The sequence below is a fragment of the Culicoidibacter larvae genome (assembly GCF_005771635.1).
GTDB lineage: Bacteria > Bacillota_I > Bacilli_A > Culicoidibacterales > Culicoidibacteraceae > Culicoidibacter > Culicoidibacter larvae.
In genome coordinates this window covers 1-24,671 of the sequence record NZ_VBWP01000012.1, presented here as the reverse complement: position 1 = coordinate 24,671, position 24,671 = coordinate 1, and the positions used below count along the sequence as shown (strand labels likewise).

33 protein-coding genes and 1 pseudogene are annotated in these 24,671 nt (G+C 41.0%); all 34 read left to right on the top strand.

Annotation, left to right across the window (positions count from 1 at the left end):
• Positions 1–5 precede the first annotated feature (5 nt).
• Positions 6–284, top strand: a complete 279-nt coding sequence (locus FEZ08_RS10885; RefSeq protein ID WP_138192291.1) for a PDDEXK family nuclease — start codon at positions 6–8, stop codon at positions 282–284.
• A complete protein-coding gene (locus FEZ08_RS10880) occupies positions 285–719 on the top strand; it encodes an HNH endonuclease (protein ID WP_138192289.1) in 435 nt (144 codons plus the stop codon). It begins immediately after the preceding gene.
• A pseudogene (locus tag FEZ08_RS10875) lies at positions 719–2,084 on the top strand (SNF2-related protein). Before FEZ08_RS10880 ends, FEZ08_RS10875 begins: the two are co-directional and overlap by 1 nt.
• Entirely contained in the window at positions 2,085–2,531 is a 447-nt protein-coding gene (locus FEZ08_RS10870; RefSeq protein ID WP_138192287.1) for a hypothetical protein, read from the top strand.
• Entirely contained in the window at positions 2,531–2,965 is a 435-nt protein-coding gene (locus tag FEZ08_RS10865) for a hypothetical protein (protein WP_138192284.1), read from the top strand. Before FEZ08_RS10870 ends, FEZ08_RS10865 begins: the two co-directional genes overlap by 1 nt.
• A gap of 82 nt (positions 2,966–3,047) precedes the next feature.
• Positions 3,048–3,524, top strand: a complete 477-nt coding sequence (locus FEZ08_RS10860) for a terminase small subunit (protein WP_171015047.1) — start codon at positions 3,048–3,050, stop codon at positions 3,522–3,524.
• On the top strand, positions 3,505–4,794 hold the full coding sequence (locus tag FEZ08_RS10855) for a PBSX family phage terminase large subunit (RefSeq protein ID WP_138192281.1): 1,290 nt from the start codon (positions 3,505–3,507) through the stop codon (positions 4,792–4,794). Before FEZ08_RS10860 ends, FEZ08_RS10855 begins: the two co-directional genes overlap by 20 nt.
• Before the next feature lie 3 nt (positions 4,795–4,797).
• Entirely contained in the window at positions 4,798–6,240 is a 1,443-nt protein-coding gene (locus FEZ08_RS10850; protein WP_138192279.1) for a phage portal protein, read from the top strand.
• A complete protein-coding gene (locus FEZ08_RS10845; RefSeq protein ID WP_171015046.1) occupies positions 6,134–7,201 on the top strand; it encodes a minor capsid protein in 1,068 nt (355 codons plus the stop codon). Before FEZ08_RS10850 ends, FEZ08_RS10845 begins: the two co-directional genes overlap by 107 nt.
• A 62-nt stretch (positions 7,202–7,263) precedes the next feature.
• Entirely contained in the window at positions 7,264–7,884 is a 621-nt protein-coding gene (locus FEZ08_RS10840) for a DUF4355 domain-containing protein (protein WP_138192276.1), read from the top strand.
• Between the two features lie 20 nt (positions 7,885–7,904).
• Positions 7,905–8,852 (top strand): major capsid protein, encoded by a 948-nt coding sequence (locus FEZ08_RS10835; protein ID WP_138192274.1) that lies wholly within the window; start codon positions 7,905–7,907, stop codon positions 8,850–8,852.
• Between the two features lie 14 nt (positions 8,853–8,866).
• Positions 8,867–9,169, top strand: a complete 303-nt coding sequence (locus FEZ08_RS10830) for a hypothetical protein (protein ID WP_138192272.1) — start codon at positions 8,867–8,869, stop codon at positions 9,167–9,169.
• A gap of 11 nt (positions 9,170–9,180) precedes the next feature.
• Complete coding sequence (locus tag FEZ08_RS10825) at positions 9,181–9,585, top strand: head-tail connector protein (protein WP_138192271.1); 405 nt, start codon at positions 9,181–9,183, stop codon at positions 9,583–9,585.
• Positions 9,578–9,934 carry a hypothetical protein gene (locus FEZ08_RS10820; protein WP_138192269.1) on the top strand — a complete coding sequence of 119 codons (357 nt, stop codon included), beginning with the start codon at positions 9,578–9,580 and terminating at the stop codon, positions 9,932–9,934. Before FEZ08_RS10825 ends, FEZ08_RS10820 begins: the two co-directional genes overlap by 8 nt.
• Complete coding sequence (locus FEZ08_RS10815) at positions 9,927–10,319, top strand: HK97 gp10 family phage protein (RefSeq protein WP_171015045.1); 393 nt, start codon at positions 9,927–9,929, stop codon at positions 10,317–10,319. Before FEZ08_RS10820 ends, FEZ08_RS10815 begins: the two co-directional genes overlap by 8 nt.
• A 4-nt stretch (positions 10,320–10,323) precedes the next feature.
• Positions 10,324–10,740, top strand: coding sequence for a phage tail terminator family protein (locus FEZ08_RS10810; RefSeq protein WP_138192265.1), 417 nt, complete (start codon positions 10,324–10,326; stop codon positions 10,738–10,740).
• Positions 10,741–10,900: 160 nt separating this feature from the next.
• Positions 10,901–12,196 (top strand): phage tail sheath C-terminal domain-containing protein, encoded by a 1,296-nt coding sequence (locus FEZ08_RS10805; protein WP_138192263.1) that lies wholly within the window; start codon positions 10,901–10,903, stop codon positions 12,194–12,196.
• A 13-nt stretch (positions 12,197–12,209) separates the two neighbouring features.
• Complete coding sequence (locus FEZ08_RS10800) at positions 12,210–12,707, top strand: phage tail tube protein (RefSeq protein WP_171015044.1); 498 nt, start codon at positions 12,210–12,212, stop codon at positions 12,705–12,707.
• Between the two features lie 2 nt (positions 12,708–12,709).
• A complete protein-coding gene (locus FEZ08_RS10795) occupies positions 12,710–13,081 on the top strand; it encodes a phage tail assembly chaperone (RefSeq protein WP_138192259.1) in 372 nt (123 codons plus the stop codon).
• Positions 13,082–13,255: 174 nt separating this feature from the next.
• Complete coding sequence (locus FEZ08_RS10790) at positions 13,256–15,388, top strand: phage tail family protein (RefSeq protein WP_138192257.1); 2,133 nt, start codon at positions 13,256–13,258, stop codon at positions 15,386–15,388.
• A complete protein-coding gene (locus FEZ08_RS10785) occupies positions 15,388–16,023 on the top strand; it encodes a LysM peptidoglycan-binding domain-containing protein (RefSeq protein WP_138192255.1) in 636 nt (211 codons plus the stop codon). The genes FEZ08_RS10790 and FEZ08_RS10785 overlap by 1 nt, the downstream gene beginning before the upstream one ends.
• Positions 16,024–16,029: 6 nt before the next feature.
• Positions 16,030–16,980: an XkdQ/YqbQ family protein gene (locus FEZ08_RS10780; protein WP_138192253.1), complete on the top strand. Its 951-nt coding sequence runs from the start codon at positions 16,030–16,032 to the stop codon at positions 16,978–16,980.
• 2 nt (positions 16,981–16,982) lie between these two features.
• A complete protein-coding gene (locus FEZ08_RS10775) occupies positions 16,983–17,240 on the top strand; it encodes a hypothetical protein (protein ID WP_138192251.1) in 258 nt (85 codons plus the stop codon).
• Between the two features lie 6 nt (positions 17,241–17,246).
• A complete protein-coding gene (locus FEZ08_RS10770; RefSeq protein ID WP_138192249.1) occupies positions 17,247–17,633 on the top strand; it encodes a DUF2634 domain-containing protein in 387 nt (128 codons plus the stop codon).
• Positions 17,623–18,696 carry a baseplate J/gp47 family protein gene (locus tag FEZ08_RS10765; protein WP_171015043.1) on the top strand — a complete coding sequence of 358 codons (1,074 nt, stop codon included), beginning with the start codon at positions 17,623–17,625 and terminating at the stop codon, positions 18,694–18,696. Before FEZ08_RS10770 ends, FEZ08_RS10765 begins: the two co-directional genes overlap by 11 nt.
• Positions 18,696–19,232: a putative phage tail protein gene (locus FEZ08_RS10760; protein ID WP_138192245.1), complete on the top strand. Its 537-nt coding sequence runs from the start codon at positions 18,696–18,698 to the stop codon at positions 19,230–19,232. Before FEZ08_RS10765 ends, FEZ08_RS10760 begins: the two co-directional genes overlap by 1 nt.
• Positions 19,233–19,243: 11 nt before the next feature.
• Positions 19,244–19,750 (top strand): hypothetical protein, encoded by a 507-nt coding sequence (locus FEZ08_RS10755; RefSeq protein WP_138192243.1) that lies wholly within the window; start codon positions 19,244–19,246, stop codon positions 19,748–19,750.
• Positions 19,751–19,765: 15 nt separating this feature from the next.
• Complete coding sequence (locus FEZ08_RS10750; protein ID WP_138192241.1) at positions 19,766–20,320, top strand: hypothetical protein; 555 nt, start codon at positions 19,766–19,768, stop codon at positions 20,318–20,320.
• Positions 20,320–21,681 (top strand): hypothetical protein, encoded by a 1,362-nt coding sequence (locus FEZ08_RS10745; RefSeq protein WP_138192239.1) that lies wholly within the window; start codon positions 20,320–20,322, stop codon positions 21,679–21,681. Before FEZ08_RS10750 ends, FEZ08_RS10745 begins: the two co-directional genes overlap by 1 nt.
• Complete coding sequence (locus tag FEZ08_RS10740; RefSeq protein ID WP_138192237.1) at positions 21,681–22,451, top strand: M23 family metallopeptidase; 771 nt, start codon at positions 21,681–21,683, stop codon at positions 22,449–22,451. The genes FEZ08_RS10745 and FEZ08_RS10740 overlap by 1 nt, the downstream gene beginning before the upstream one ends.
• Positions 22,452–22,470: 19 nt before the next feature.
• Positions 22,471–22,869, top strand: coding sequence for a hypothetical protein (locus tag FEZ08_RS10735; RefSeq protein WP_138192235.1), 399 nt, complete (start codon positions 22,471–22,473; stop codon positions 22,867–22,869).
• Positions 22,870–22,883: 14 nt separating this feature from the next.
• Positions 22,884–23,123 carry a hypothetical protein gene (locus FEZ08_RS10730; protein ID WP_138192233.1) on the top strand — a complete coding sequence of 80 codons (240 nt, stop codon included), beginning with the start codon at positions 22,884–22,886 and terminating at the stop codon, positions 23,121–23,123.
• A 2-nt stretch (positions 23,124–23,125) separates the two neighbouring features.
• Complete coding sequence (locus FEZ08_RS10725) at positions 23,126–24,028, top strand: N-acetylmuramoyl-L-alanine amidase (protein WP_138192231.1); 903 nt, start codon at positions 23,126–23,128, stop codon at positions 24,026–24,028.
• Between the two features lie 304 nt (positions 24,029–24,332).
• Entirely contained in the window at positions 24,333–24,578 is a 246-nt protein-coding gene (locus tag FEZ08_RS10720; protein ID WP_138192229.1) for a helix-turn-helix domain-containing protein, read from the top strand.
• Positions 24,579–24,671 lie beyond the last annotated feature (93 nt).

The following is a 24,671-nucleotide window of genomic DNA, read 5'->3' as shown; positions in this document are numbered from 1 at the left end:
CAACCATGCTTGAGAGTCAAATAGAAAAGTACCTTATGAAGCAGGTAAGAAATATAGGCGGGCTCTGTTACAAATGGGTCAGTCCAGGAAATAACGGGGTGCCTGATCGGATAGTCTTGTATAAGGGCAAAGTTTGGTTTGTTGAAGTGAAACGGCCAACCGGGAAAACCCGGAAGTTACAGGACTATGTAATTAATCAAATTAATCAGCAAGGCTGTTGCGCCTTGGTGTTGAATACAAAAACAAAAATAGATTATTTCATTGAGAAGTTGGAGGCGATGTAAATGAGACGAATATATGACAGAACGAGAGTTTGTTTTCGCTGTGGGATAGCTTTTGAGGGTTACCCAGGTAAGCCAAGAGGCAATCGTACTTTTTGTAGTCAAGAATGTCGCCGAGCCCAAATGGGGGAGGACAATCTTTCAAAACGTGTCAACCAACCTGGTGGCATGACTCAATCCGAGCGAACAAAATTACGAAATGCAAAGCTTGGAACAGGACAAGGAAAAACATACACGAAATTCCACGGTAGACACGAACATCGAGTTATTGCTGAAAAAATGCTAGGTCGACCACTTAACCCTGGCGAAGTAGTGCATCATATTGATGAAAATAAGAGGAATAATGATCCAAGTAACTTAATGGTGTTTTCTTCTCAAGAAGAACACGCAAGACATCATGCACAATTGGACAAAGCAAAATCGGGAGGTGGTAAGTAATGGAATTTAAACCACACCCATATCAGCAAATAGCACTAGATCATATTTTAGACAATAATCAAGCAGGGCTATTTTTAGATATGGGTTTATGAATTAGGGAAAACCGTTACAACCCTTACAGCAATTGATGAGCTGATGTACGATTATTTCAGTGTCCGAAAAGTGTTAATCATTGCCCCGCTGCGGGTGGCAAAAAATACCTGGACTGATGAGATAAATAAATGGGACCATTTAGATTTCACTGTGTCCAAAATAATCGGAACAGTTAAGGAGAGACAAGCGGCTATCCGAAAAAAAGCCGATTTATATATAATTAATCGAGAAAATGTCACATGGTTAGTTAATGAATTAGGACAGGACTGGGATTTTGATATGGTTGTAATTGATGAACTTTCAAGCTTTAAGAGTGCAAAATCTCAGAGGTTTAAATCATTGCGAAAAGTACGTCCATTAAGCAAACGTGTTGTTGGATTGACTGGAACGCCGGCACCCAACGGGCTGCTTGACCTTTGGCCGCAAATCTATCTGCTTGATAGAGGTGAGGCTTTAGGTAAGACTATAACCGGATATCGAGAAAGATACTTCACTCCGATTAAGCAGAACGGTCATATTGTATACAAGTGGGGGCTGCGGCCAGATGCAGATAAAGCGATCCATAAAAAGATTGAGCCGTTGTGTATCAGTATGGAGGCAGTTGATTGGTTGGATATGCCTGAGCGAATAGATAACTATATCCGCATTGATTTACCGGATAAGACTATGCAGCAATATAAAGAGTTTGAACGCAATCAGATATTACAGGTTGATAATGCGGATATAGTCGCTTTAGCAGCGGCGGCAGCAAGAAACAAACTGCTGCAGTTTGCCAATGGGGCTGTGTATGATGATGAGAAGAACGTTATTGATATTCATGATGAAAAACTTAAGGCATTAGAAGAGATTATCGAAGAGGCACAAGGTCAGCCGGTCATGGTGTTCTACAATTATCAGCATGATTTGATGAAGCTTAGGAAATATTTTGACAAGATGGAACCATGTACCTTGGATAGTGATGATGATATCGCTAGATGGAACAATGGAGATATACAATTATTATTGGTCCACCCAGCTAGTATGGGGCACGGATTAAATCTGCAATCAGGAGGCAATATAATTGTTTGGTTTGGGCTTAATTGGAGCCTGGAGCTATACCAACAGGCAAACGCCCGTTTGTGGCGTCAAGGCCAAAAAGAAACGGTTATAATCAATCATATTGTTGCCAAGGATACTATTGACGAGGATGTATTAACTGCCCTTGAAAATAAAGACATTAACCAGCAGCAACTCATTGAAGCAGTCAAAAAACGAATAAAGGAGGCGGTATAAATGGCTCAAGTGATTAATAAAGTTAAGTTAAATAATTACTGGCACGGGGAGGTATTATTTGAGCTAAAGCGAAGATATAAACTGCAGCAGTTTGTTGAGGCTTTTGCAAAAGACTTTTCCGCCCCATTTCTTTCATCGATTTGGTACAGTTCTAGCTCTCCGGGGTTATCAACTGTAGAGAAATTGGCTAACAGTTTAGGATTGGAGTTTCCAGGCGAAGAGTCTTTTCGGATGCAAACAAAACAAAAAAAAGTGTTAGCACCGCGCGAGCCCTCAGTTGTTGAATTGGCAACCGCCACATACAATCAATACGGGAACGTGTGCATTAAGAGAAGTACTTACTACCGGATGAAGCGGAAAGATATCTTCGGTGATCACAAAATCACTGAGAGTAAACGCGTAGCTGAAAGCGAGCCCGAGTGTGTAATTGTTTGGAGAGTGGGATAATGACATACGAAGAAGTTAAAGCGGTGATGGAAACAGAGCGCAGCCGAATGGGTGAGGCTTTGAAAATAGGTGCGCAGCTTGAGAAAATGCGGTCCCGCTTGTATTATGCACAATCAAGCGAGAAGACTTTACGCCAATATGATAGTAAAAGTTTGCAAAGCATTGGCAATGAAATAGTGGATTTGGAAGAAAAACAGGAGAAATTGTTGGCACCAAGTAGAGATTTTCTCAAATTAATAAATCTTTTGGACGACAATATTGACTGGGCCATATTATTCCATTTTTACTCAAATCGTAAAACTCTTGCGCAAATAAGCACGGAAACAATGCAATTACTGGATATTTCTAAACAGGACATCTATCGTAAGAAGCGTAGAGCGATGAAAAAAATAGCTGATAAATCAAAAAATATGCCTACGAATGACTACAAATAAAGTGATAATATAGTATTGTACAGAATTACATACAAAAGACCTACGAGAGTGGGTCTTTTTTAATAGCCAAATACGCAGGGAGGTGTGCAGAGTGGCTAAAATCAAAGAACAGCATAAGAAGCTGGCAGACAGATGGCTGGCTGGCGACTGTAGTCAAGAAGAGGCTGCACTATTTGCCGGTTATGCGCCAAAGAATGCACGTAAGCAAGGATATTTGGTTTTAGATCGTCCCGAGGTTCAGGAATATATCCAGGAACAACTTGAGAAGATGCAATCAGAGAGGATTGCTGATGCTGTCGAGATACGGGAGTACTTAACTAGAGTGATGCGTGGCGAAGAGCTTGAGGAGCAGGTAACCAAACTGCAAGACAAGACTTTCCAAAAAGGTGGCGGCATGATTATCACTGAACGCACAGAAATTATCGAGGTTAAGCCTAGAATGTCAGATAGGAATAAAGCAGCCGAATTATTAGGGAAAGGCTACGCGCTATATACGGACCGTGTTGAGCAGGATGTTAAGGGCACGGTGGTGATTGTTAATGATCTCCCCGACGACTAAAGAGACTGAAATCAAGCTCACGGAGATTGTTGGTAAAGGTTACGGTCGCTTTTGGAAATATAAAGGCCGGTACCGGGTAGCAAAAGGCTCGAGGGCTTCTAAGAAATCCAAAACTACAGCATTGAACCAAATACTCCGGCTTAAAGAATACCCTACAGCAAACCTCTTAGTTATTCGGAAAACGTTTAGGACACTTAAAGATAGCTGCTACAGTGATTTAATTTGGGCAGCACGTCGATTAAAGCTTGACGCCGAGTGGACTTTTACAGTGAGCCCATTGGAAGCTACCAATATACATACCGGGCAAAAGATATTGTTCCGTGGTTTGGATGACCCGCTAAAAGTAACCTCAATATCTGTACCTATAGGACAGCTGTGCTGGTTATGGATTGAAGAGGGTTACGAAATTCTAAGCGAGGAAGACTTTGACAAAATTGATGAGTCTATCCGTGGTGAGGGTGAAGTGTTCAAACAGATTACTATTACCATGAACCCCTGGAATGAGCGACACTGGATTAAAGCACGATTTTTCGATGTTGAGGATCCTGATGTGATGGCGATCACCACTAATTATCTTTGTAATGAGTTCCTGGACGAGGCTGATTTACGCGTATTTGAACGTATGAAGAAGAATAACCCACGCAGGTATCAAGTTGCTGGATTAGGGAATTGGGGTATTGTAGATGGATTAATATTCGAGAACTGGGAGGAGAAAACCTTTGATTATCGGGAGATACTCAAAGAATATCCAAACGCTAAAGTAGTAGCGGGACTGGATTTCGGATACACCAATGACCCAAGTGCTTTTGCAATCTTGGTTATTGACCTTGATAGCAAGCAGATATGGATATTTGATGAGATGTACCAAAAGGGAATGCTTAACAGTGAGATATACTCAGCGATTGAGTCCATGGGGTACACAAAAGAGCAAATTACTGCGGACAGTGCTGAGCCTAAGAGTATTGAAGAACTGAGGCGTTCGGGCCTAAACCGTATCAAAGGTGCCCGGAAAGGTAAAGACTCAATACTCAATGGTATTCAGTTCCTGCAAGACTTCAAAATATGGATACATCCAATTTGTGTCAACGCAATTACCGAGTTCAGCAATTATAGCTGGGATAAAGATAAATTTGAGAAAGTTATCAACAAGCCTGTTGACGACTTTAACCATATACCTGATGCTGTGCGCTATGCCGTTGAGGATTTCATCATCCCGGCGCCAAAAGCTACAGTGTTCAACAAAAAATCTATTTTGAAAAGGAGATATTAGCAGATGCGATCTATAAATGTGAAGATAAAGCAATTTAAGCCGATTATTACATCAGCTGATACAATGGTTACCCCTAAAGTAATTGAGGATTGGCTCAAAGAACATGAAGCGGGAAACGCTGAACGTTTCAAGCAACTCAAGGAGTATCTTGATGGCGGCTCAATAATCGACTCAGGAACAACTGGTTCAAGCCAATCGGATAGTGTTGTTATTATCAACTATCCGGAGTTGTTGACTAATACTCAAACAAGTTTTTACATGAGTAGCCCAGTTGCATACAGCCTTTCAGAGAAAAAAGCAGCTCAGAACAAACTGCTTGAGATGGTTCAACGGTTGGCCGTGCTGAATGAGGACGATATCGTCAATGAAGATATCGCAACTTATGCAGCGGCTTATGGTACTGCTTTTGAATTGAGCTGGGCTAGTAACGAGTTTGGAGATAGTGAGGTCGTACACCGATATGTCCCGCTTGATCCACAGACCGCTTTTCTTGTATATGACGATACCGTGGAACAGAAACCACTGTACGGCATTCGTTATACCCGGAATGATAAGGGTAATGGCGAGCTATTCTTCTGCGATTACGAGAAAGAAGAGCGATACGTTCTTAAAAAGCAGAAAATTACTCTCGATGAGACTTACACAAGACCAAATCCGTTCAAAGGTAAGTTACGAATGCGGGAGTGTAAAAACAACACTCGGAGACGTAGCGTGTTCGAGCCAGTGCTTTCACCTATTGAGGCTAATAACCAAATGCAGACAACGACTCTGAACAATTTTGAGTATCTAGCTGATGCCCTTTTCTATATCGAGGGCGGCCAAGGTATGACCCAAGAGGATCTAGAGCAAATGATGGAAGCAAGAGCTCTACAACTTCCTGATGGTATGAAAGCAGGATTTATCGAAAAAGGCGACGGCGGTAGTGCCTCCGAAGAATTTAAAAAGCGACTGGATATGTACATCCACAAGGTTTCAATGGTACCGGATACTTCTGATGAGAACTTTGCCGGTAATTCGAGCGGCGTCGCTATGGGGTATAAACTCATTGGCTTAAAATCAATCGTTTCACGCGCAGCAAGGCACTTTGAGGTATTCCTACGCGAACGTATTGCTTGTACTGCGGCATTAATGAATATTACTGAGAAAACACTCTACGATGAAAACTACATCAAAGTCGATTTCACTTTTAATATTCCAGCTAATGATATCGAAACGGCAAATCTGATAAATGCCTTGGAGCCGTATTTACCACTTGATACCTTATTAAGCCTGTTGAGCTTTGTCGATGACGCACAAGCAGAAATCGACGCTAAACAGGAAGAAGAGGAGGACAGTCCTGATGAGTATGTGGACCAAAACCAAGACCAAAAGGTACTGGCAGCAGAGAACCCTGGAACTGGAGCAGATAAACAACAAGAAAGCTCAGGCAACAAACAAAAAGAATAATGCTGAGCTTGAGCTCTTGCATGACGATATCACTAAAGAGATTGAGTCATTTTATTCCCGCTACAGTACCGAGAACGGTATCACAAAGGCGGAAGCCTATAAGCAGCTATCTGACAAGGAAATGGAGATGTTTAACCTTTCGCTTGAAGAGTTCAAAGCTCTTTCACTTAGAGAGAACTTTGCAACTGAGGCTGCGTACCTTAGACAGAAGCAAATTTTAGATCGAATTAGTATCAAAATACGGATTACCCGGCTTGATATGTTGCGTACACAGGTTTCTCTAAAACTTGTGAAGAGATACGGCAATATTGAGAGAAACATCGAGGCTATGCTTCGCGAAACATATAAGGACAGCTATTACTGGAACATTTACGGGTTTCACCAAACTTATGGAAAAATGTTTCAGTACGCGAAGCTGACCGACGAGATGCTTGACAGTGTTATGCAAACAAAAGCGTTTGGAAAAAACTACAGCACTCGTATTTGGGGCGATGATCATGCCGGGAGGCTGACTAAAAAGATTAACTCAGCATTAAATAACATTATGGCCGGCGGAAAAAATGTAGATGCGATGGCAGGCGAGCTATCAAAGGCATTTAACACCAGTAAGAGTAATGCTAAACGCCTGCTTATTACTGAAACAACTCTATTTGCGGATGAGGCAGCTCAGAATGCGTATAAAGAGTTCAGCGTTGAAGAATACGAGAACCTTGCAACGCTAGATAGCAAAACATCGCAAAAATGTAGAGATATGGATAATTCTGTTTTTCCGGTTTCTAAGCGAGAGGTTGGTGTGAATGCTCCACCGTTTCATGGCTATTGCCGAACAGTAACTCTTCCGGTCGTGAAGCCATTAGTTGATTTACCTGAGATGCGGGTAATGAAAATGCCAGGCAGTCGTGCCAAAAATATTCGTTCAATGAGCTATAACGATTGGCTCAAAGGTCAATCGATAGCATAGATTTGGGGGGCAACCCGTTAAACTGCGAAATTGCCCATAAGGCGTAAAAAGGAGAGATTTATATGTTAGAGAAACTAACACGATTGAAAATGAACTTGCAGCTTTTCGCAGCAGACCAGGGTGGCGACAATGGAGGAAGCCAAGACGCTGATACAGGCGCAGATGGCAAACAGTCGCAAGATAATGATGATAATAAGGGTGCTGACGATAAAACTGATAAGACGTTTACCCGCGACCAGCTGAACAGTGCTGTAGCAGCCGAAAAAGCGAAAGCAGAGAAAGCTGGCTACGACAAAGCCAAAGCTGAGTTAGCAGCTGAAAAGCAACGCGAAAAAGACCTTGCAGGGCTTAACGAGGACCAAAAGAAAGATTTGGCACTTAAAGAAGCGCAAGATAAAATCGCAGCATTGGAAGCTGAGCGTGAACGGGAGAAAATCTCAAAACAAGCAATCGGTATTTTAACCGAGCGGGATTTGCCGGTTGAGATGCTTGACTACCTTGTCACTGACACAGAAGCAGATACACTTGCGAATATCGACAGTTTTGAAACTCTATGGACCAAAACGGTTAATGCAGCAGTTGTTAAGCGCGTGGGTGGTGAACCGCCGAAAGCGACTTCCGGAGGAGAGAAAACGATTAACTCGACTAAGGATGCGCTGAAAGCACAATTTTTCAAGAAATAACTTTAAAGGAGTGGTCTTAAATGGCTATTACATTAGCAGAAGCTAACATTAACAAAAATGACAAGATTGTCGAGAATGTAATCGACGATTTTCGTCGCGGATCGGTTTTACTTGATGCGCTGACTTTCGATGATGCAGTAACACCAGGAACAGGTGGGAGCACATTAACTTATTCATACACTCAATTAAAAACTCCGTCAACTGCCGGATACCGCGCAATTAATGCGGACTATACACCTGTTCAAGCGAAACGCGAAAAACAAAGTGTTGAACTGGCTATTTTAGGTGGACGTATTGAACTTGACCGTGTAATCATGAAATCAAGCACAAAAGCTATCGATGAGTTGGATTTCCAAATTGCTGAGAAGCGTAAAGCGATCACTAATGAATTCCACTGGGGTGTTATCAATGGCGATGCAGCTGTTAAAGCTGATAGCTTCGATGGATTGAACAAAATGCTTACCGGACAATCTACTGAAATGCAGACTACTGCAGATTTGACTTTAGAAGCTAATTATTTCAGTTTCATGGAAATCATGGATAATTGGCTTGGACTTATGAACAACCGACCTACCATGATTATGGGTAACTCGAAAATGATTGCTAAGTTAAAAGCTGTAGCACGTAAAAGTGGCTACTTCTCACAAGTGGAGACTGCTTTCGGTACAACTGTTGATGCTTATGACAATATTCCATTAGTTGACTTAGGTGAGTACTACAATGGTACCGGCACCAGCTCAGTGGTTGGCGTCACAGCAGGGAAAACAGACTTGTATGCTGCTTACTTTGATGTAAATGAAGGGTTCCACGGAGTATCTTTAGCAGAGTCAAACCCTTTAGATATTTATTTGCCGAATCCGAGCGAAGTGGTTGGATCAATGTATGAGGGTGCTATGGAAATGGTTGCCGGTGTTGCATTGAAATCTACTAAATCAGCTGCGGTATTACGTGGCATCAAAATTGCCTAAAGGAGGACATAACCATGAAGATTAAAATCACAGCTCCTAATAAGGAGTATTCAGGATTAATATTTGGGCTACAGTTTAAAGATGGCGTGCACGAGGGTGAAGATAAAGACATCTCGAAAGCAGTAAAAGCTTATTTTACTTCTGCAGGCTACAAAATTGAAACGGTCAAGGAGCCAACAAAGGAAACAGCTGCCCAAAAGAAAGCTCGTGAAAAAGCTGAAAAAGAAGCCGCTGCAGCACAAGAAGGTAACACCGACGGTGAAGATGCCGGAGATGCTGGGGACGATAAAACTGAGGGCGAAAACCCTCTCGATTAGGAGGTTTTTCCGTGAATGATTATTTAACTCCTGAAATGTACCAAGCAATCCAAGAAACTTATTGCCTACGGTTAAAGATTGAGAGTCTGTCCGAAGAGGAAAAACTTAATTTCGATGACTTGCTGGAAGAGGTCATATACCGAGTTCTAGACTATTGTAATCGTGAGGATATTCCCGCTCGATTGACAAAAACGATAGTGAGAATGATGTACGACCTAAACAATTACATGAACCCTAAGAAAGGCACAAACGTACCTAAGACTGTTAAAGTCGGAGATACAACTGTGGAGTTGGGGTCTGCTGCAGCTTCGTCATCGAAGTTAGTGGACGCCATTGTACTTAATTATGTGATTGATTTAAATAGGTTTCGTAAACCAGGGCTTTTTATTAAAGAAACAGGTGATAAAAATGCGTAATGCAATTTTAGAGGCCAAAGAGGGAATAGAACTTATGTACTTCCATACTTGCACCATTAGCAGGAGAATTGCCGAAACCGGTAAGCCTGGAAAATCGAACGGGCAAGCCACACCAGTACATAAGCTGGCCCCCTGTTATCTTTCTGAGAAGATTAAGACAGTTCCGGAGGAAGCAAGGGCTGTCATTGAAGCAAAGCTGTTTATCTCGCCGGAGTACGATGTGCAAATTAACGATGTTTTTGATATTGATAAAGGTAATGGCATTTTGTTAGCCTATAGGACTTCATCTAAGCCGGTTGTATATGATACCCATCAAGAAATTATCTTGCAAGGTATTCAAAATGGGTAAGTACTGTGACTTTAGCGAATTAACAGACCACATTGAAAAACTGAAACTTAAAGCTGATCAAATTGACCGGGCGCGAGAGCTGTTCTTAGACCATATCGTTATGTTATATATTCGTCGAATTAAAAAGCGCACAAATGTAGACACTGGGATGTTAAGAAAAATGTGGATGGCCGAAAAGGCACAAACGGTTTTCAATGAAACATACGCCTCTGTATTCAATAATATGGAATACGCATTGTTTGTTAATAATGGGCATCGGGCACTTGATGGGTCTTGGGTAGAGGGTTTCTTCTTTGTCGAAAGAACTGACGACGAAATGCGTCAGTATATGGAGAAAGCAGCTAAAAAATTCTATGACAACTATTTTAAAGATTTGGAGGGATAATATTGTGGTCTTATCAGAGATAAAGGATGCTGTGGTGGCTCAGTTTGAAGAACTGTTCCCCAATGCAGAAGTATGGCGAAGCACGCCGCTGCAAGATTTTAGCCCTCCAGCTTTTATTGTTAGAAATCTGCGAAACACTAGGGAGAAGCGGCTTGGCTTGAGATATTCTCGGCATTTTCTATTTGTTATTACTTATATTAGTGATAGCGAAAATAAAGAGGATGAATATGACCAGGTTGCTGAAATTCTTAGTGATGGGCTAGATATTATCAGCGGGATATTCAGGGTGGATAACCTTGAGTGCGAAACCGATGGCGAAAATCTAAAAATCACGTTTACATTAGAACGGGATTATGTACAGCAAATTGAAAAAAATCTTATGAATGAAATGGAGGTAGACGTAGATGGCAAACACAAATGAGACTAAGGTAAAAAAGTACACTGTATCAAAACTGTGCACTTTACCTGATTTTTATCCGTATCGTTTTCTATTACGTTACATCTTAAATTGCTCTGAGACATACTCAGAGGAAGAAGCAAAGGAGATCCTTGATAAGGAACTCCAAAGGGAGGTAAAATAAATGGCTGGTGGAAATTTTAATTCTCATAATAAACAATTACCAGGTGCGTATATCAATGTTCGAGGCGTTGATACGCGTACACAGAAAAGCCCCGGGATTGGAACGGTAGCAATGCCTATACAGGTTGATTATGGACCTGAAATGGAAGTTATTAAGGTAACAGTAGATACTGACTTTTTAGCCTTGTTCGGTGCTCCGTTAGAAGAGATAAAACCCTTGTATTACGCACTGATGAATACCTCAGAAGTGTTGGCTTGTCGGGTCGGACGATTTGGGAAAAAGGCCAAAAATACTATTGGTGATATCGAGTTTACTGCCAAATATGCAGGCGTTGGTGGAAATCAAATTTCTGTAGGTATGGAGACAACCGCATCAGGTGTAAAAGTCTCAACATACTTTAATGGAAAAACGGTTGATATCCAAGTTGTTAATGCCGCATCTGAGGTTAAAGCCAATAAATATGTTGATGTTAAGCTTGGAAGTAATGAGGACTTAGTCGACACAGCTCCAGCTTTGTTAGCTGGCGGACAAAATGGCCAGGTTCAAGTTGCTGACTATGTACTATTCACTTCACTCCTTGCAGAATTGGATTACTATGTATTAGTAAATACGTTCCAAGACCAAGTGCTTAGTAACACTTTCAAGGAGTATATCCTAGAAGAACGTTCTCGTGGTAACTATGTTGTTTTGGTGCTTCCATCAATTGGAAGTTATACCGAAGTAAATGACCCCGCAATTACTGTTGTTGAAAATGGTTTTGGTGGGTTATCTCAAGATGTTGGGGCCGCTTTTGTTGCGGGAGCTATGGCAGGTGCTCCATTAGGGAAAACTCTTACTTATAAAGTTGTTCCTGGAGTCACTGAGGCAAGTGGCTATACTGATGATGAGAAAATCGATTTCTTGAATAAAGGGCGCTTGATATTTATCCGCAGTTATGATCGAGTTGTTATCTTGAATGATATTAATAGTTTAACTACTTATACAGAGGACTTACCGGAATATTTTTCTAAAAACTCTGTAATTCGGACGCTTGACTTTTTGCAACGTTCAATCAAATACAACTTTGAAACCAACTTCATTGGTAAAATTCAAAATGATGCAGATGGTCGCGGGTTGCTCAAACAAGATATTTTGCTTGTTATGCAAGAATTATTAACGGCTCAGGCAATTGAAAATTTCCGTGAGGATGATGTTCAGGTGTTGCCTGGTGAAACAAAAGACAGTGTGATTTGTAATATCGCAATCCAGGTGACTGATGCTGTCGAAAAATTATATCTGACTGTAAATGTTGGGTAAGGAGGCTAAAGCTATGAAAATGAATTTACAATTCTTTGCAGCGAAAAAAAGTATTGTCGAGGATACTGTTTCCGCTAAAGAGGGTAGCGTAACTTTTACCCGTAACGGTAAGCGCTACACTGTTGCAACTGTTACCAAGTTCGAGGCAAAAATTGAGTTTACTAAAACACAAATTCCACAACTTGGTCGTGTGATTGTAGCCAATAAGGCAACTGGTGCAAAATTGACCGGTTCATTAACTATGCACTTTCACGATCCATACATGGTCCAAATTGTTCAAGAGTTCATTGAACAAGGGCACCAACCAAGTTTTGACGTAACTGTTAATAATGCAGATATGGCGAGCACTTCAGGGCGGCTATCAGTTTTGTACGAGAACGTATTGCCGGACTCAATCGATTTAAGTAGATTGGACGCAACTGCAGAAGAAACACTTGAACGAAATATTGATTTTACTGCTGATGGTATGCGTATTATCGAAATCTTTAAAGACAGAACTGTGGAGGGATAATAATGGGAAAATTTGACGCATTTATTAATAAGGTGAATAAAGAGCAGGAATTTACTTTCAAAAGCTGTCCGGATGCAGTGTTTGTAGTTCGTGAGCTTCGGCCCAGCGAACTTAAACGTATCCGAATTGCTGCGACACCAAAAGGTAAAAAAGCTGCAGATATGGACCCTATTGCGTTTGGTATTGAGGCGCTAAAAGTCGGACTGGTTAGTCCGGATGTCAACTCAGCTGAGTTCCAAGATGCTCTCGAAGTTACGACAGCGGAGGATGCTATCGATAAGCTACTTACTGCAAATGAGTTCAACACTTTAGTTGAGGCTATTGTAGGTATGGATGAGAATATTACCGAGCTGGTTGATGAAGCAAAAAACTAATTCGGGGTGACGACGGCGAGGCAAAATATGCCCACGTCGCGCTCCAACGTTTATATATTATGCCAAACGCTTGGGCGGAACTTGATAAGCGCTCTAAAGCATTCATTATTGCCAGTTTAGACCTGGCTATTGATGCTGAGAGTAAAGCTTTGAAGAAAGTATAGAGGTGACGCTATGGCGATTAGAAATACAATGACCTTGACTGATAATGTCAGTATTCAGATTAAGCGCATGGTCCAAAATATGGAGAAGCTTGATAACTTTGCCAAAAAAGTCGATAAGTCGCTTAGTAAAGTCGATAAACAGGAATATGACAAAATCACAAAGGGCATCAAAAAATCGGTGTCGGAAATGGATAATCTGACAAAGAGTACTGAAAGAGCAGGTAAGGCTGCTAAAATGACGGGTTCAATATTCAAAGGAGCCTTTTTAGCGAATATGGCAACTAGTGGCATTGCTGCAATGGGTAGTTTTATCAAAGATGGTATGTTGACAATGTTTAACCAAGCTAAAACTGAGAAAGCTTTTCAGGGGCTTTTAAAGGACCAAGCGGCCGGCACGGCGCTGTTTACTCATGTTAAAGACCAAGCAGCATCAAGTCCGTTTGCTTTTGAAGATATGACGCAAAACACGCAATCTTTTTTGGCAACTACTAAGAATATTGGGCAAATAGATCAGATGAATAATTTAGCTCAACGGCTTGCCGCGTTTGACACCACCGGGCAGGGCCTTGGCGGTGCTGGGTTCTCAGTAAAAGAGGCTGTTACAGGTGATTTTCAAAGTTTAATTGAACGGTTCAATATTAGCAGGTCAGCCATTAATAATAGTGGTATTCGCGACGTTGCTGCTTCTGGTGATATTCAAGGAACTATTGATATGTTGGATGAATTGTTAAACGGTATGGGTATGACTACTGACGCTATGAGCGACATGATGAAAAACCCATACGACCAGGCAATGCTGCTATTCTCAAACTTAAAAACGTTCTTTGCGCAAGGAATGCAAGGAATGTTGGAGAAGTTGCAACCGTTTATTGATAAATGGAATAAATGGGTTACTAGCGAGGATGGTCAAAATTTCATCAATTCAATTGGTAATATTATCGGTCAAGTAGTCGGATTAGTATTAACTTTAATTGATATCACAACAAATGCTTTTGCCGGTGTAATTGAAAGCTGGGAAAGCTGGAAAAATATTATCGAGCCTATGGTATTTCTCATTGGTGCGCTAGTAGCTGGGTTACTGCTATTCAAAGCAACGATGTTGGCAGTTAATGCTATAAAGGCTATTGGTAACGTAATTGACGGCATTTGGGCAACTGCTACAGTAATTATGACGGCAGCACAGACTAGTTTAAACGCTGCCCTGTATGCCTGCCCGCTGACTTGGATTGTTGCAGCCATCATTGCAGTAATAGTAGTTATCGCAGCGGTTGTAATAGCTTTGATTTATTGGAGTGATGCTCTAGGGACAGTAACCGGCTCATTTAATATGCTGTGGGCCTATGTATGGAACTTCTTTACATGGATTTGGAATGCGGTTATTGATGTCGGCGAGTCGATTGCTGACGCGTTTAGTTGGGCAGTGACTCAGGTAGTTAATGCTTTTATATGGCTTTGGAATAGTTTTATTGACTATGTTTTAAAGCCGATAACTTGGGGAATGGCTACAATAGCTGACTCAATCGCTAATGCGTTTATTGATGGTGTCAATGTGGCCATTAACATGGTCAACTGGCTCATCGATGCAATCAATATGATCCCCGGCGTTGATATTGGCAAAATTGATACTTGGGATACCAAGTCAAATCTAGCAGGTCAGACAGATGGATATTGGGACCAAAAGAAAGTTGGATACTGGACAGCTACAGACCATGACTTTAGTGGTAATAAGTCTAATGATTGGGCGGATCCGAACAAAGCATACTCTGACGGATTTTACTGGGGGAAAAATGGTGCTGAGTCAATTAAAAATGGTATTGGCGGATTAATCGATATGGTTACCGGCAAAGGTTCGGGAGAACTACCAGGAACATCAGGTTCAGACATTCTTGACACTTATGTCAACGGTGGAAATCTTGACGGTATTAACGACGAGGTGAAAATCTCTGATGAATTTGTTAAAGTGCTTGAGGACTATGCAAAAGCACAGTTCCAGCAAAACCTGATTAATATCACGCCAGCTATTACTATTGGATCTATAACTAATCAGACTGAACAGGATACTGATAAGATGTTGAAAGATATGGCTGAGCAGATTACCAATGAGATGTCACGTAAGGCGTCCGGAGCGGGGGTAGAAATGTAATGCGAAATAATTATAAAATTTACATCAGCTGCGCCGGAGTAGGATTTACGTTATATATTAATCCGGAAGAGATTAAAATCTCAGAGAAGAGCAATAATGATGTCAAAGAGGTTATCAATTTAGGACAGGTGAATGTCCACGGTCAACGGGAACTGCAAGAGTTTGAGCTGAAAGATGTTATGTGCGTGAGCAATAGCAACTATCAGGCAATCGACTATGCCCGTCTGCTCCAGGCATTTCATGATACAAAAAAACCAGTAGAAATTGTGTTTACTTCTGCTATCAGTCAATTTATCAATAAAGGTATTGACTCTCTATGGCTGATTGAAAGTTTAAGTGTCACGGAACGAGCTGGAGAGGAGGGGGACTTCTATTTAAGCGCCAAGTTTAAGCAATACCGAAACTATAGCGTTCGGCAGCTGAGTCTAACTGGCGCAGGAAGCACTACAGTGAGAAATAGTAGCTATACTCCTCCTACCACTTATACCGTTGTATCCGGGGATAACCTATGGATGCTTGCACAAAAATTTTATGGCGATGGTGATCAATACCAAAAAATCTATAATGCCAATAAAAATCTAATTAAAGTGCCCGGATTAATCTATCCAGGACAAATTTTAACAATTCCGAGGTGATAATAAATGATAGAGCTAATTTACCAATCTAATAATACTGGTGAGATACTTGAGCTATCAAATATTGTCACCTCTATTTCTTTAGATACTCAGTTGAATGCCGGAAATGAGCTTGCTGTTGAGCTTCTTTATGATAAGGCTCTGCCGTTTTCTGAGGGGAGTCCGATTTCGTTTGTGGTTGACGGTGTTGGTTTGTTTTATGGGTATCAGTTTGTTAATGATGACGACAATGGAAAAAGTACAAAACTGATTTTTCGGGACCAGCTCAAATACCTGCTAACAAATGAAACTTATACTTTCGAGTACGTTTATGCGCCAGAGGTCATCAAAGCTATTGCGCGTGATTTTAACTTACGCACCGGAGAGCTTGAAAACACCTCATATAAGCATCAACCGATGATACATGACAATAAAAAGGTATTGGATATCATTATGCGATATGTAGATGACCTAGTTAGAAACACTGGGGAAATGTATAGCTTTCAGGATGTTTTTGGATCATTGACATTTAAAAAGATTAAGAATAATATCATTGATTTTATTATCGGCGATGGGAGCTTGGCTAATAAATATCAATTTAAACGGAGTATCGACGACTCAAAGAACGAAGTTAAACTCGTTCAGGAGGATAAGGATAAAAATACTCGGGCAGCTTATATCTATAAGGACTCGGATAATATAAAAAAATGGGGTCGCTTACTGGAGTATCAGACAGTTGATGAAAAACTTAACACTGCTCAAATTAATGAGTATGGGCGGGCGTTGCTAGGGCTCAAGAATAGAGTGAATAAAACTCTGACGCTAGAAGCTTTTGGCAACACTTCATTTTTAGCCGGTAGAGCCTGCAAAGTGGAGCTATCTACTCCCGGAATTGATGGCGTGTATATCATCGAAGCTGCCAAACATACATTTACCGGTAACACGCATAAAATGGTCGTAGACCTAAAGGTGGTGTGATTATGGCTGGTATGTTAGACGTATTCAAGCAAGCCATTTCCAATTATATCAGTGAGGCTGAGCCAACTATAGGTATGCAGGCGGTAATAAGCAGCGTAAAACCCTTAGAGTTGAAATTGGATAATAACTTGGTAATCAAAGAGTATTTTATCGAGGTCAGCCAGTCAATCCCGCCAGGCGCTTTAGGTTGCCGGGTGTGGGTGACAAAAAACTGGGGTGGCCAAAAATATACAATTCATTATACACAATTTTGGAGGTGATTAGATATGCTACCTGAAATGCAACTGAGCCAAGAAAAAAGAGACTTTGGTAACATCACATACGCAATAGTCAATGGTCGATTAGTTGAGAAAATCAGTGATAAAGATGCACTGTTGCAGACTATTGAGAAAATCTTAAGCACAGAGAGATACAAGTTTTTGGCTTATGATCATAATTTTGGTGTCGAGCTCTCGGGTTTGGAAAATGTGGACCGTGATATTTACAAAGAAATAATCAAGACCCGGATTTCTGACGCCCTAAAGGCCGATGACCGCGTGGAGTCGATTGATAATTTTGAGATTAGTTTTGCAAAAGACTCAGTCACCGTCATCTTTCAAGTTACTAGCGTATTTGGTCAATTTGTAAAGGAGATGATATACAGTGAAATCTAAAAATCAAATTATGCAAGATGCCTTAGAGAATATCGACAATAGTGTTGATAAGCGGCCCGGTTCTTTGATATATGATGCGCTGGCTCCTTTTGCCAGTGAGTTAGCACAGCTATACGTTTATGCTAATGATATTCTTGCTCGCGGGTTTGTACAGACTTCTTTCGGTGAGTACTTGACCGAGCTGGCTTTTCAGTTGGGAGTAAACCGTATACGAGCAACTGCAGCAGTAGGGATTGGGTGTTTCAATGCGGAAATACCTATAGGGACTCGGTTCTCAGTTGAAAATTCTGATATTAATTTTAAGGTTGTATCGTTTATTGATAAAGCACCTTACGGTGATGGGGACACGATTGAAGTCAACCGCTATAAACTTGAGGCGGAAGAAGTAGGAGAAAAAGGTAATGTGTTGGGGGTGTTAATCCCGATTGATTATTTTTCTAACCTTACAGTAAGCTACCTATCAGAGATATCTGAACGGGCTATTGATGAAGAAACTGATGAGGCTCTTAGAGCTCGGACGCTTGACTTTATACAGCGCCCTCACCTTGATGGGAATGTATCTCAATATATCTATTGGGCTGACCAGTTTCCCGGTATCGGAGAGGTTTATGTAGAAAAGGACAAGGACAATATCAATACCGTAAATGTGTATATAGCTGATGATAGTGGGGCTGCAGCCGATGCTGAGCTTATTCAAGCCTTTCAAGAATATTTGGACCCAACGGTTGACGGTAGCGGGCTAGGTCAGGCACCTATAGGCGCAGTCGTAAAAGTGTTTACTCTAACTCAGTTGGATCTAAACATAATTGTAAAGGTCAAAACTACAGAGGCAAGCAAGTTACCGATGATAATTGAACAAACCCGTGTGCTTATTGAGAAGTACATTCAGGGAGAGGCTAATGCAGAGCGCATTGTTAAATGGTACGAGATTGCAAAGATTGTTGATGATAATAAACTTGTTATCAGCGTTGATGAGGTTTCTATCAATGGAGTTAAGAACTCTAATCTTGAGATTTCAGCAAAACAAGCTATCGCTCTAACTAGTTATGAGGTGATTGTCTGATGAAACTTAGCAACTATGTCCCTGATTTCACAAACTCAATAGTTGATTTTCAAAAACTATACTCAGTTGAGGATACGGAGCTGAGAAAGATAAATGAGGAGCTTTTAACTGTAAATAATGCTTATTTTGTTCGGCTACTTAATGAGCGTACGGTTCCGCTTTGGGAAGAGACTTTCAATGTAAGTCACCCAGACTGGCCCTTGGAGGAAAGAAAGCGGGAAATACTAAAACTACTTGCTGGATTTAGTAAGTTAAGTACCAAATCAATAGAGCGTATTGTATTGCAATACACATCATACTCTTGTGAGTGCGTGTTTAATAGAGCCGAGTCGAATATCGAAATTCGGTTTACTGAAATCGGGGTACCGATGGGAATAGAGAGTTTGATTTTATATTTGAATACTCTGACCCCTGCGCACTTAAATACTGTACTTATTCAATCGTTTAGACGACACATGGATTTGATAACTCTTACTCATCAGCAACTATCAAATTATACTCATGAAGAAATCTATTCACGTCGTGAACCATTATAGGAGGTGGGAATATGGCGACAGAAACACCAAATCTAAAATTAGTAAAACCTGATCAAGGTGACTACTACCAAATAAATGTAGTGAATGCGAATTCCGATAAAATTGATACTGCCTATAACGTTCTTAATAATACGGTGAAAGATTTAGGGAAAACCTATATCAAGCAAAACCATATTGGAAATATCACTATAAAGGATATAAACGAGTCTTGTGTATTGAGCTTATCTCATGCTGGTTTGAAGTTTTATAAAGGCGGATTAATCAACGAGTCCAATGTCGCAGTTTCATTTAATAACACGGGTGCCGCATTCAATTACCCGGTAAATGTTCAGGGTAAGGATTTGCTTACTGAGTTTAACAACAGATATACAAAAACAGAGGTGGATGACAAACTCAAAACAGTGTACACCAAAGGAGAAGTCGACGCAATAATCTTGCGAATGCTGCCTTTATATGGTCAAGGTGCGCCTATTGAACCTCCAGCGTTTCCTGGACAAATTTATATTGAGATTTTGTAGAGAGGTGAGAAGTATATGGATACACACAATATTGTAATTCACGTTATCGGAGCCGAGAGCGACGAGCTTCTCAATTCTATTGCTCAGGAGCTTCCCAAAACTCTTGCAAAAAACTTTGTCTGCAACGTGTCTGTAAAACGTTCGCATTTAGCGAGTACTGAGGGCGAGGCGCTTCGAGAGGTATTGGAGATTTTTGAACTTGACCATTTAAGCTATTATTTAACGGTAAAAAAAGGAACCGGTACGGGCACTGCATTGCTGGTTAATAAAAGTAGTAAAAAAGACATTGAACAATCTGTTCAAGAGGTTACGAGCTTTAGTGTAAAAGGCAGCAATAGTGAAGTTCTAAAAAACTGTTTTGTTAATAATATACGGGGCGCCACATTATCTGTAGGTAAAGATTTCCAAATATCTGAAATAGTCCCGCTGGCTTACACTTTGGTGCAAGCGCTTGATGTTAAGGACGGTCTGAATGTTTTTCAAATGATACCAATTGCGCAGGGAACTTATGAGGATCCAACTAATAGCTACATTGACGCTTCTACGGGTCAGATTGTAGGTGATCAATAATGGCGTATGTATGGGTAAATGGCTGGACACATTCACGAGGTTACGACAATGTTGTATTTAAATTTAGCTTTAATACATCGAGTTCTTCTGTATGGAATAATGACGGTCAGGTTGTATCTGTTTGGGGTTGGGTAAGTGGAGAGTGGACTCATTATGGTCAACTTAGCCAATATAATCGAGAGTGGACTCAAACAGCAAATCGTGGTTGTCCTGGACAGGGGGCGCAACTCGCAGTTGATGCGCATATACAAACCTATGATAAGGGTGGGGGTTCTTGGCCCAACTGGGGGAATAGGGTCGATGTTAATACGGCTACTTATTACAATCCCCGGTTTGATAGAGGAAAACTCGCGTTAGGTGCTGCTACGACAAGCTCGCGCGATGTAACTTACTCCGGACTTGACACTCCGCAATCTGAACGCTTGAGTTATCAGTTGATTAATGGTGCCTATGCACAGACAGCAAACGCCTCTAAAAGCGGTACACTTAGTTTTACTGGTATGGAAGCTAATACGAAATATAGTAGACTTTTTGGAATGGTGCCAAGTAATTCAAGTGGTCCTTTTATCTGTGGAGGGTCACTAACCTTTGATGTTTATCCGAATTATTCGCCTCTAACTAACCCGACCGTTGTGAACTCATCTGTTTCAGCGACATCTGCAAAAACGGCATGGTTCGGTGGTTTTGGTAATAAGGGAAATGCGTCATATACAAATAACCTAGGTTTGAGGAATTACGGAAATAACAATAATCTCCAATCTTATACTGACGATTTAACAACTGCAGGTGAGCGGACTTTCACAGGATTAAGTAGAAATACACGTTATCAGGTTAGAACTGAGTTAGTCTACACTTACCACGATGGCGTAATTTATAACGCAGGGGTATCTACGGAAATATACCCAACATATTCTGCAGTGACGGTGCCAGCGATTTCAGTAGTTAGAGATGCCTCGGACCCTACTAAAGCAATAGTAAGCTGGTCAAGTATTGCCGGAAATATGGGGAATTTGAAGAACTGGCTTGCACAGATATGTGTGCGCCGTTCTGATAGCTCTACTATCATTAAGGCGGTTAATGTTAGCGCATTAACTTCTACAGGCTCGACAATACTTACAGGACTCCCGCTAGATGCCAAGCTAAATATTCGTATGGAGATTAGTGGTAATTACTTTGATGGCAGCAGCAAAATCCAATATGGCTCGACAATCGTTTTAGATTATGTGAACAACACAAGAGTTTATATTGATGGGGTCGGCTGGGTTCGAGGTATCCGTACGTGGGTTGCAAATGAAAATTTGGAATGGAAACCCAATAAAGGACTTGTTAAAGTCGGAAATAACTCAGGAGGCTGGTCATAATGCCGCAGATTTATAGTAAAGCTCACAAAAAGCAAGTTGCTTTTACTGGCGCATTCGATAATAGAACCTGGGGGAACGGAGTCAAGGACTGGGTAGGGATGTATGGATATAGTATGAGTGCTATACCCGCCCCTTACCAAGGCCACGGCGGCATTGATGTTGTAGGGGGAGATGGAGCCGCAATTTACGCGGTAACTGGCGGCGAGGTCGTTCACGCAGGACATAACGGCAATGCTGGTATCGAGGTCCGTATTTGGACTGGTTCTCAAATGCACCGATATTTGCATCTTTCAAGAGCTGAGGTATCTGTGGGGGCTAAGGTGTCTGAGGGTTTTCGTATCGGAGCTGAGGGCTCTAGTGGAGGCGACTATCCGGTCCATTTACATTTTGAAGTTTGGCGTAGTAATAACTCTAAGGACAAAATAGACCCATACAACATTCTCCAACAAGGCGGTAGTGGTACCGGTGGCAGCGATGGTGAAAATGTGACAGAAATAGAATATGTCACTGATATTTCCAAATGGGATAAGAATAGCACTAAGTTAGGCATTTATCTCGGGAGTATGTTTAGGATAAAAGCAGGGCAGCCGATGTTTAGTGACCAAGGGTGTAAAACCCAAATCACGACAACTCGATTAGATGGCAAGACCTTTAATGCGGTTACCTGGCTAGACGAATGGGTTAGCCCAGTACATTTATATAAAAACACCATGAAAGTATTAGTCACCGACCAGCTAGGTAAGCAGTGGCTTTGCTGGATGAGATTATAGCGGGAGGAGGAATAAAATAATGCTGACACTTACAGAGGGGATTATTATAGCGCTTATTACCGCTGTTACTTCCGTAGTTGCTGCTTTACTTACTTCAAAGAGTCAAGTGTCAAAAGTTGAGGATACTTCTAAGACAGCTATAGCTTTGTTAGAAAAGCAGGCAGTTCAAAATAAAGATGATATCCGTGAACAACGAGAGGAATTACTCCGGTACGTTGAAAAACATGAGGACAGTCATGCTTTGCTGCTGAATGAAATGACAGCGATCCGAAATGACAATAAAGCACTTACTACACTTGTTGAGCAAGTGAAAACAGTCTTTAAAAACCAAGAAAAAACTGATGCAAAAGTTGATAAACTTGACGATAAAATGGATCAAGTGCTTATGGCATTAGTAAAAGACGATATTAAGAAATGAAAGGAGGTGGCAATATGAAAAATATCTCAGCACGTAAAATTGCAGTTATCTTACTAGCGTTAGCGATAACTTTTGCCGTGGTGGCCATTGCAATTGGGCAGTTACAGCTAACTGCTGAAAACGCGACGTTTATAATGGCTGTTCTTACTCCCATCGGTGCCTATATAGGCAGCGGTGCAGTAAAGGACGGGGCTAGAGCAGCTCAAGAAACTATAAAAGCAGAACAAGCAAATAATGAGAAAGAGGGTAAGTAGTTATGAAAACAGTAGCACTTTTCACGAGTCACTATGGCACTGTTGGTGCCGGCGGCGGAGGCCGTAATGAAGAGGAACTCATGCGTGAGTATACCTCAGTAGTAGAAAACTATGCTCATCAGAATGGTGGTTTTAATTGTTATCGCTTCGGGCTGACTGAGCATGAAATGGATATCGATGATCATTGGATTAACAATGGCTATGATTTAGTCTTGAGCCATCACATGGACGGATCTACAAACGCAAATGCCCGCGGCGGGCACATGTGTTATTGCCAAAATCCCGCTCTGATAAAAAAATTTGGTGATATTTTTGGGAAACGATTTACCGAGATTACTGGGACTCCTTGGAATGGTAACAAAGAGCGATGTGATTTAGATATGGTTAATGGAGATAGTGATGATGTTCCGCGCGGGTTACTGGAATTGGGATTTATTACTAATACTGCAGACCGCGATGGCACAGGGTATAATCAGCACGCATTAGCTAAAGCGGAAGTAAAAACAATCTGCGAGGTTCTTGGTATCCCCTACACACTTGATGGCGGCGGAAGTAGTGAAAGTAAACCGCAGCCTCCAGCTTCTAAACTTGGCTTTATTAATTTATACTGGGACTGGCAGGAAGCCGGAGAAGATAAAGGTACCATAGTGGTGCGCCAGGAACCAAAAGTTGGAGCTAAGATAATTGGATACATAAATGCAGAGTATTATGGAACCAAAGGAAAAGACGGCTCAAAAGGACTGTCTTATACAGTTCTCGGATATGCTGATGAACAACGTTCAGGATATAAGAGCCAATGGGTAAAATTATCATTAGAAAACGGTACACACGGGTGGGTCAATACTAATGGCGATTATAAAGGCTATAATATTTGGGATTATCCAAACTTTGAACTTGTTAAATAATACAAAAAGCGAGCTTTGATAGCTCGCTTTTTATTTTAGTTATTTCATCAAAACGCTTGACTTTATAGTCCTATAGGTGTATAATTATAAGAGTAGAGAGGAGGTGTAATATGTGGGTATAATAGAAAAAGCGTTAATCCTTACCACTTCAATAGTTAATTTAATAATCGCAATCATTAACTTAAAGAAATTAGGTAAGAAAAAACGCAAACGCTAGTGTTTGGGGCGTAAGCCCCTTACACGTTCTATTATATAGTAAGTGATCTATTTTTGCAAGATTAAGAGATTGAAAGGAGCGGTCAATATGGAACTGCAAGAGATTTTGGATAAGCATGGTATCACATATTACCAACTCGGAAAAGAAAGCGGGATTAATGCAAGCACTTTAGGTAAGTATTTACGCGGCGACAGAGAGCTTGGAAAAATCAATACTATTAATTATATATTGTTAGAGTCTTGGCTTGAGAAAAAAGGTGATCAGGAAAGCATCGAAAAACTTAGAAATGCAGTACTAATGACTTCACCTGTCAATATTCGATTATTTTTATAAATTACCGCCAATCTGCCGCCAATTTGAATAACTATAAAAAAGAACCCTGTATAATACAGGGTTTTTTACATCTTGGTGCGGATGACAGGACTT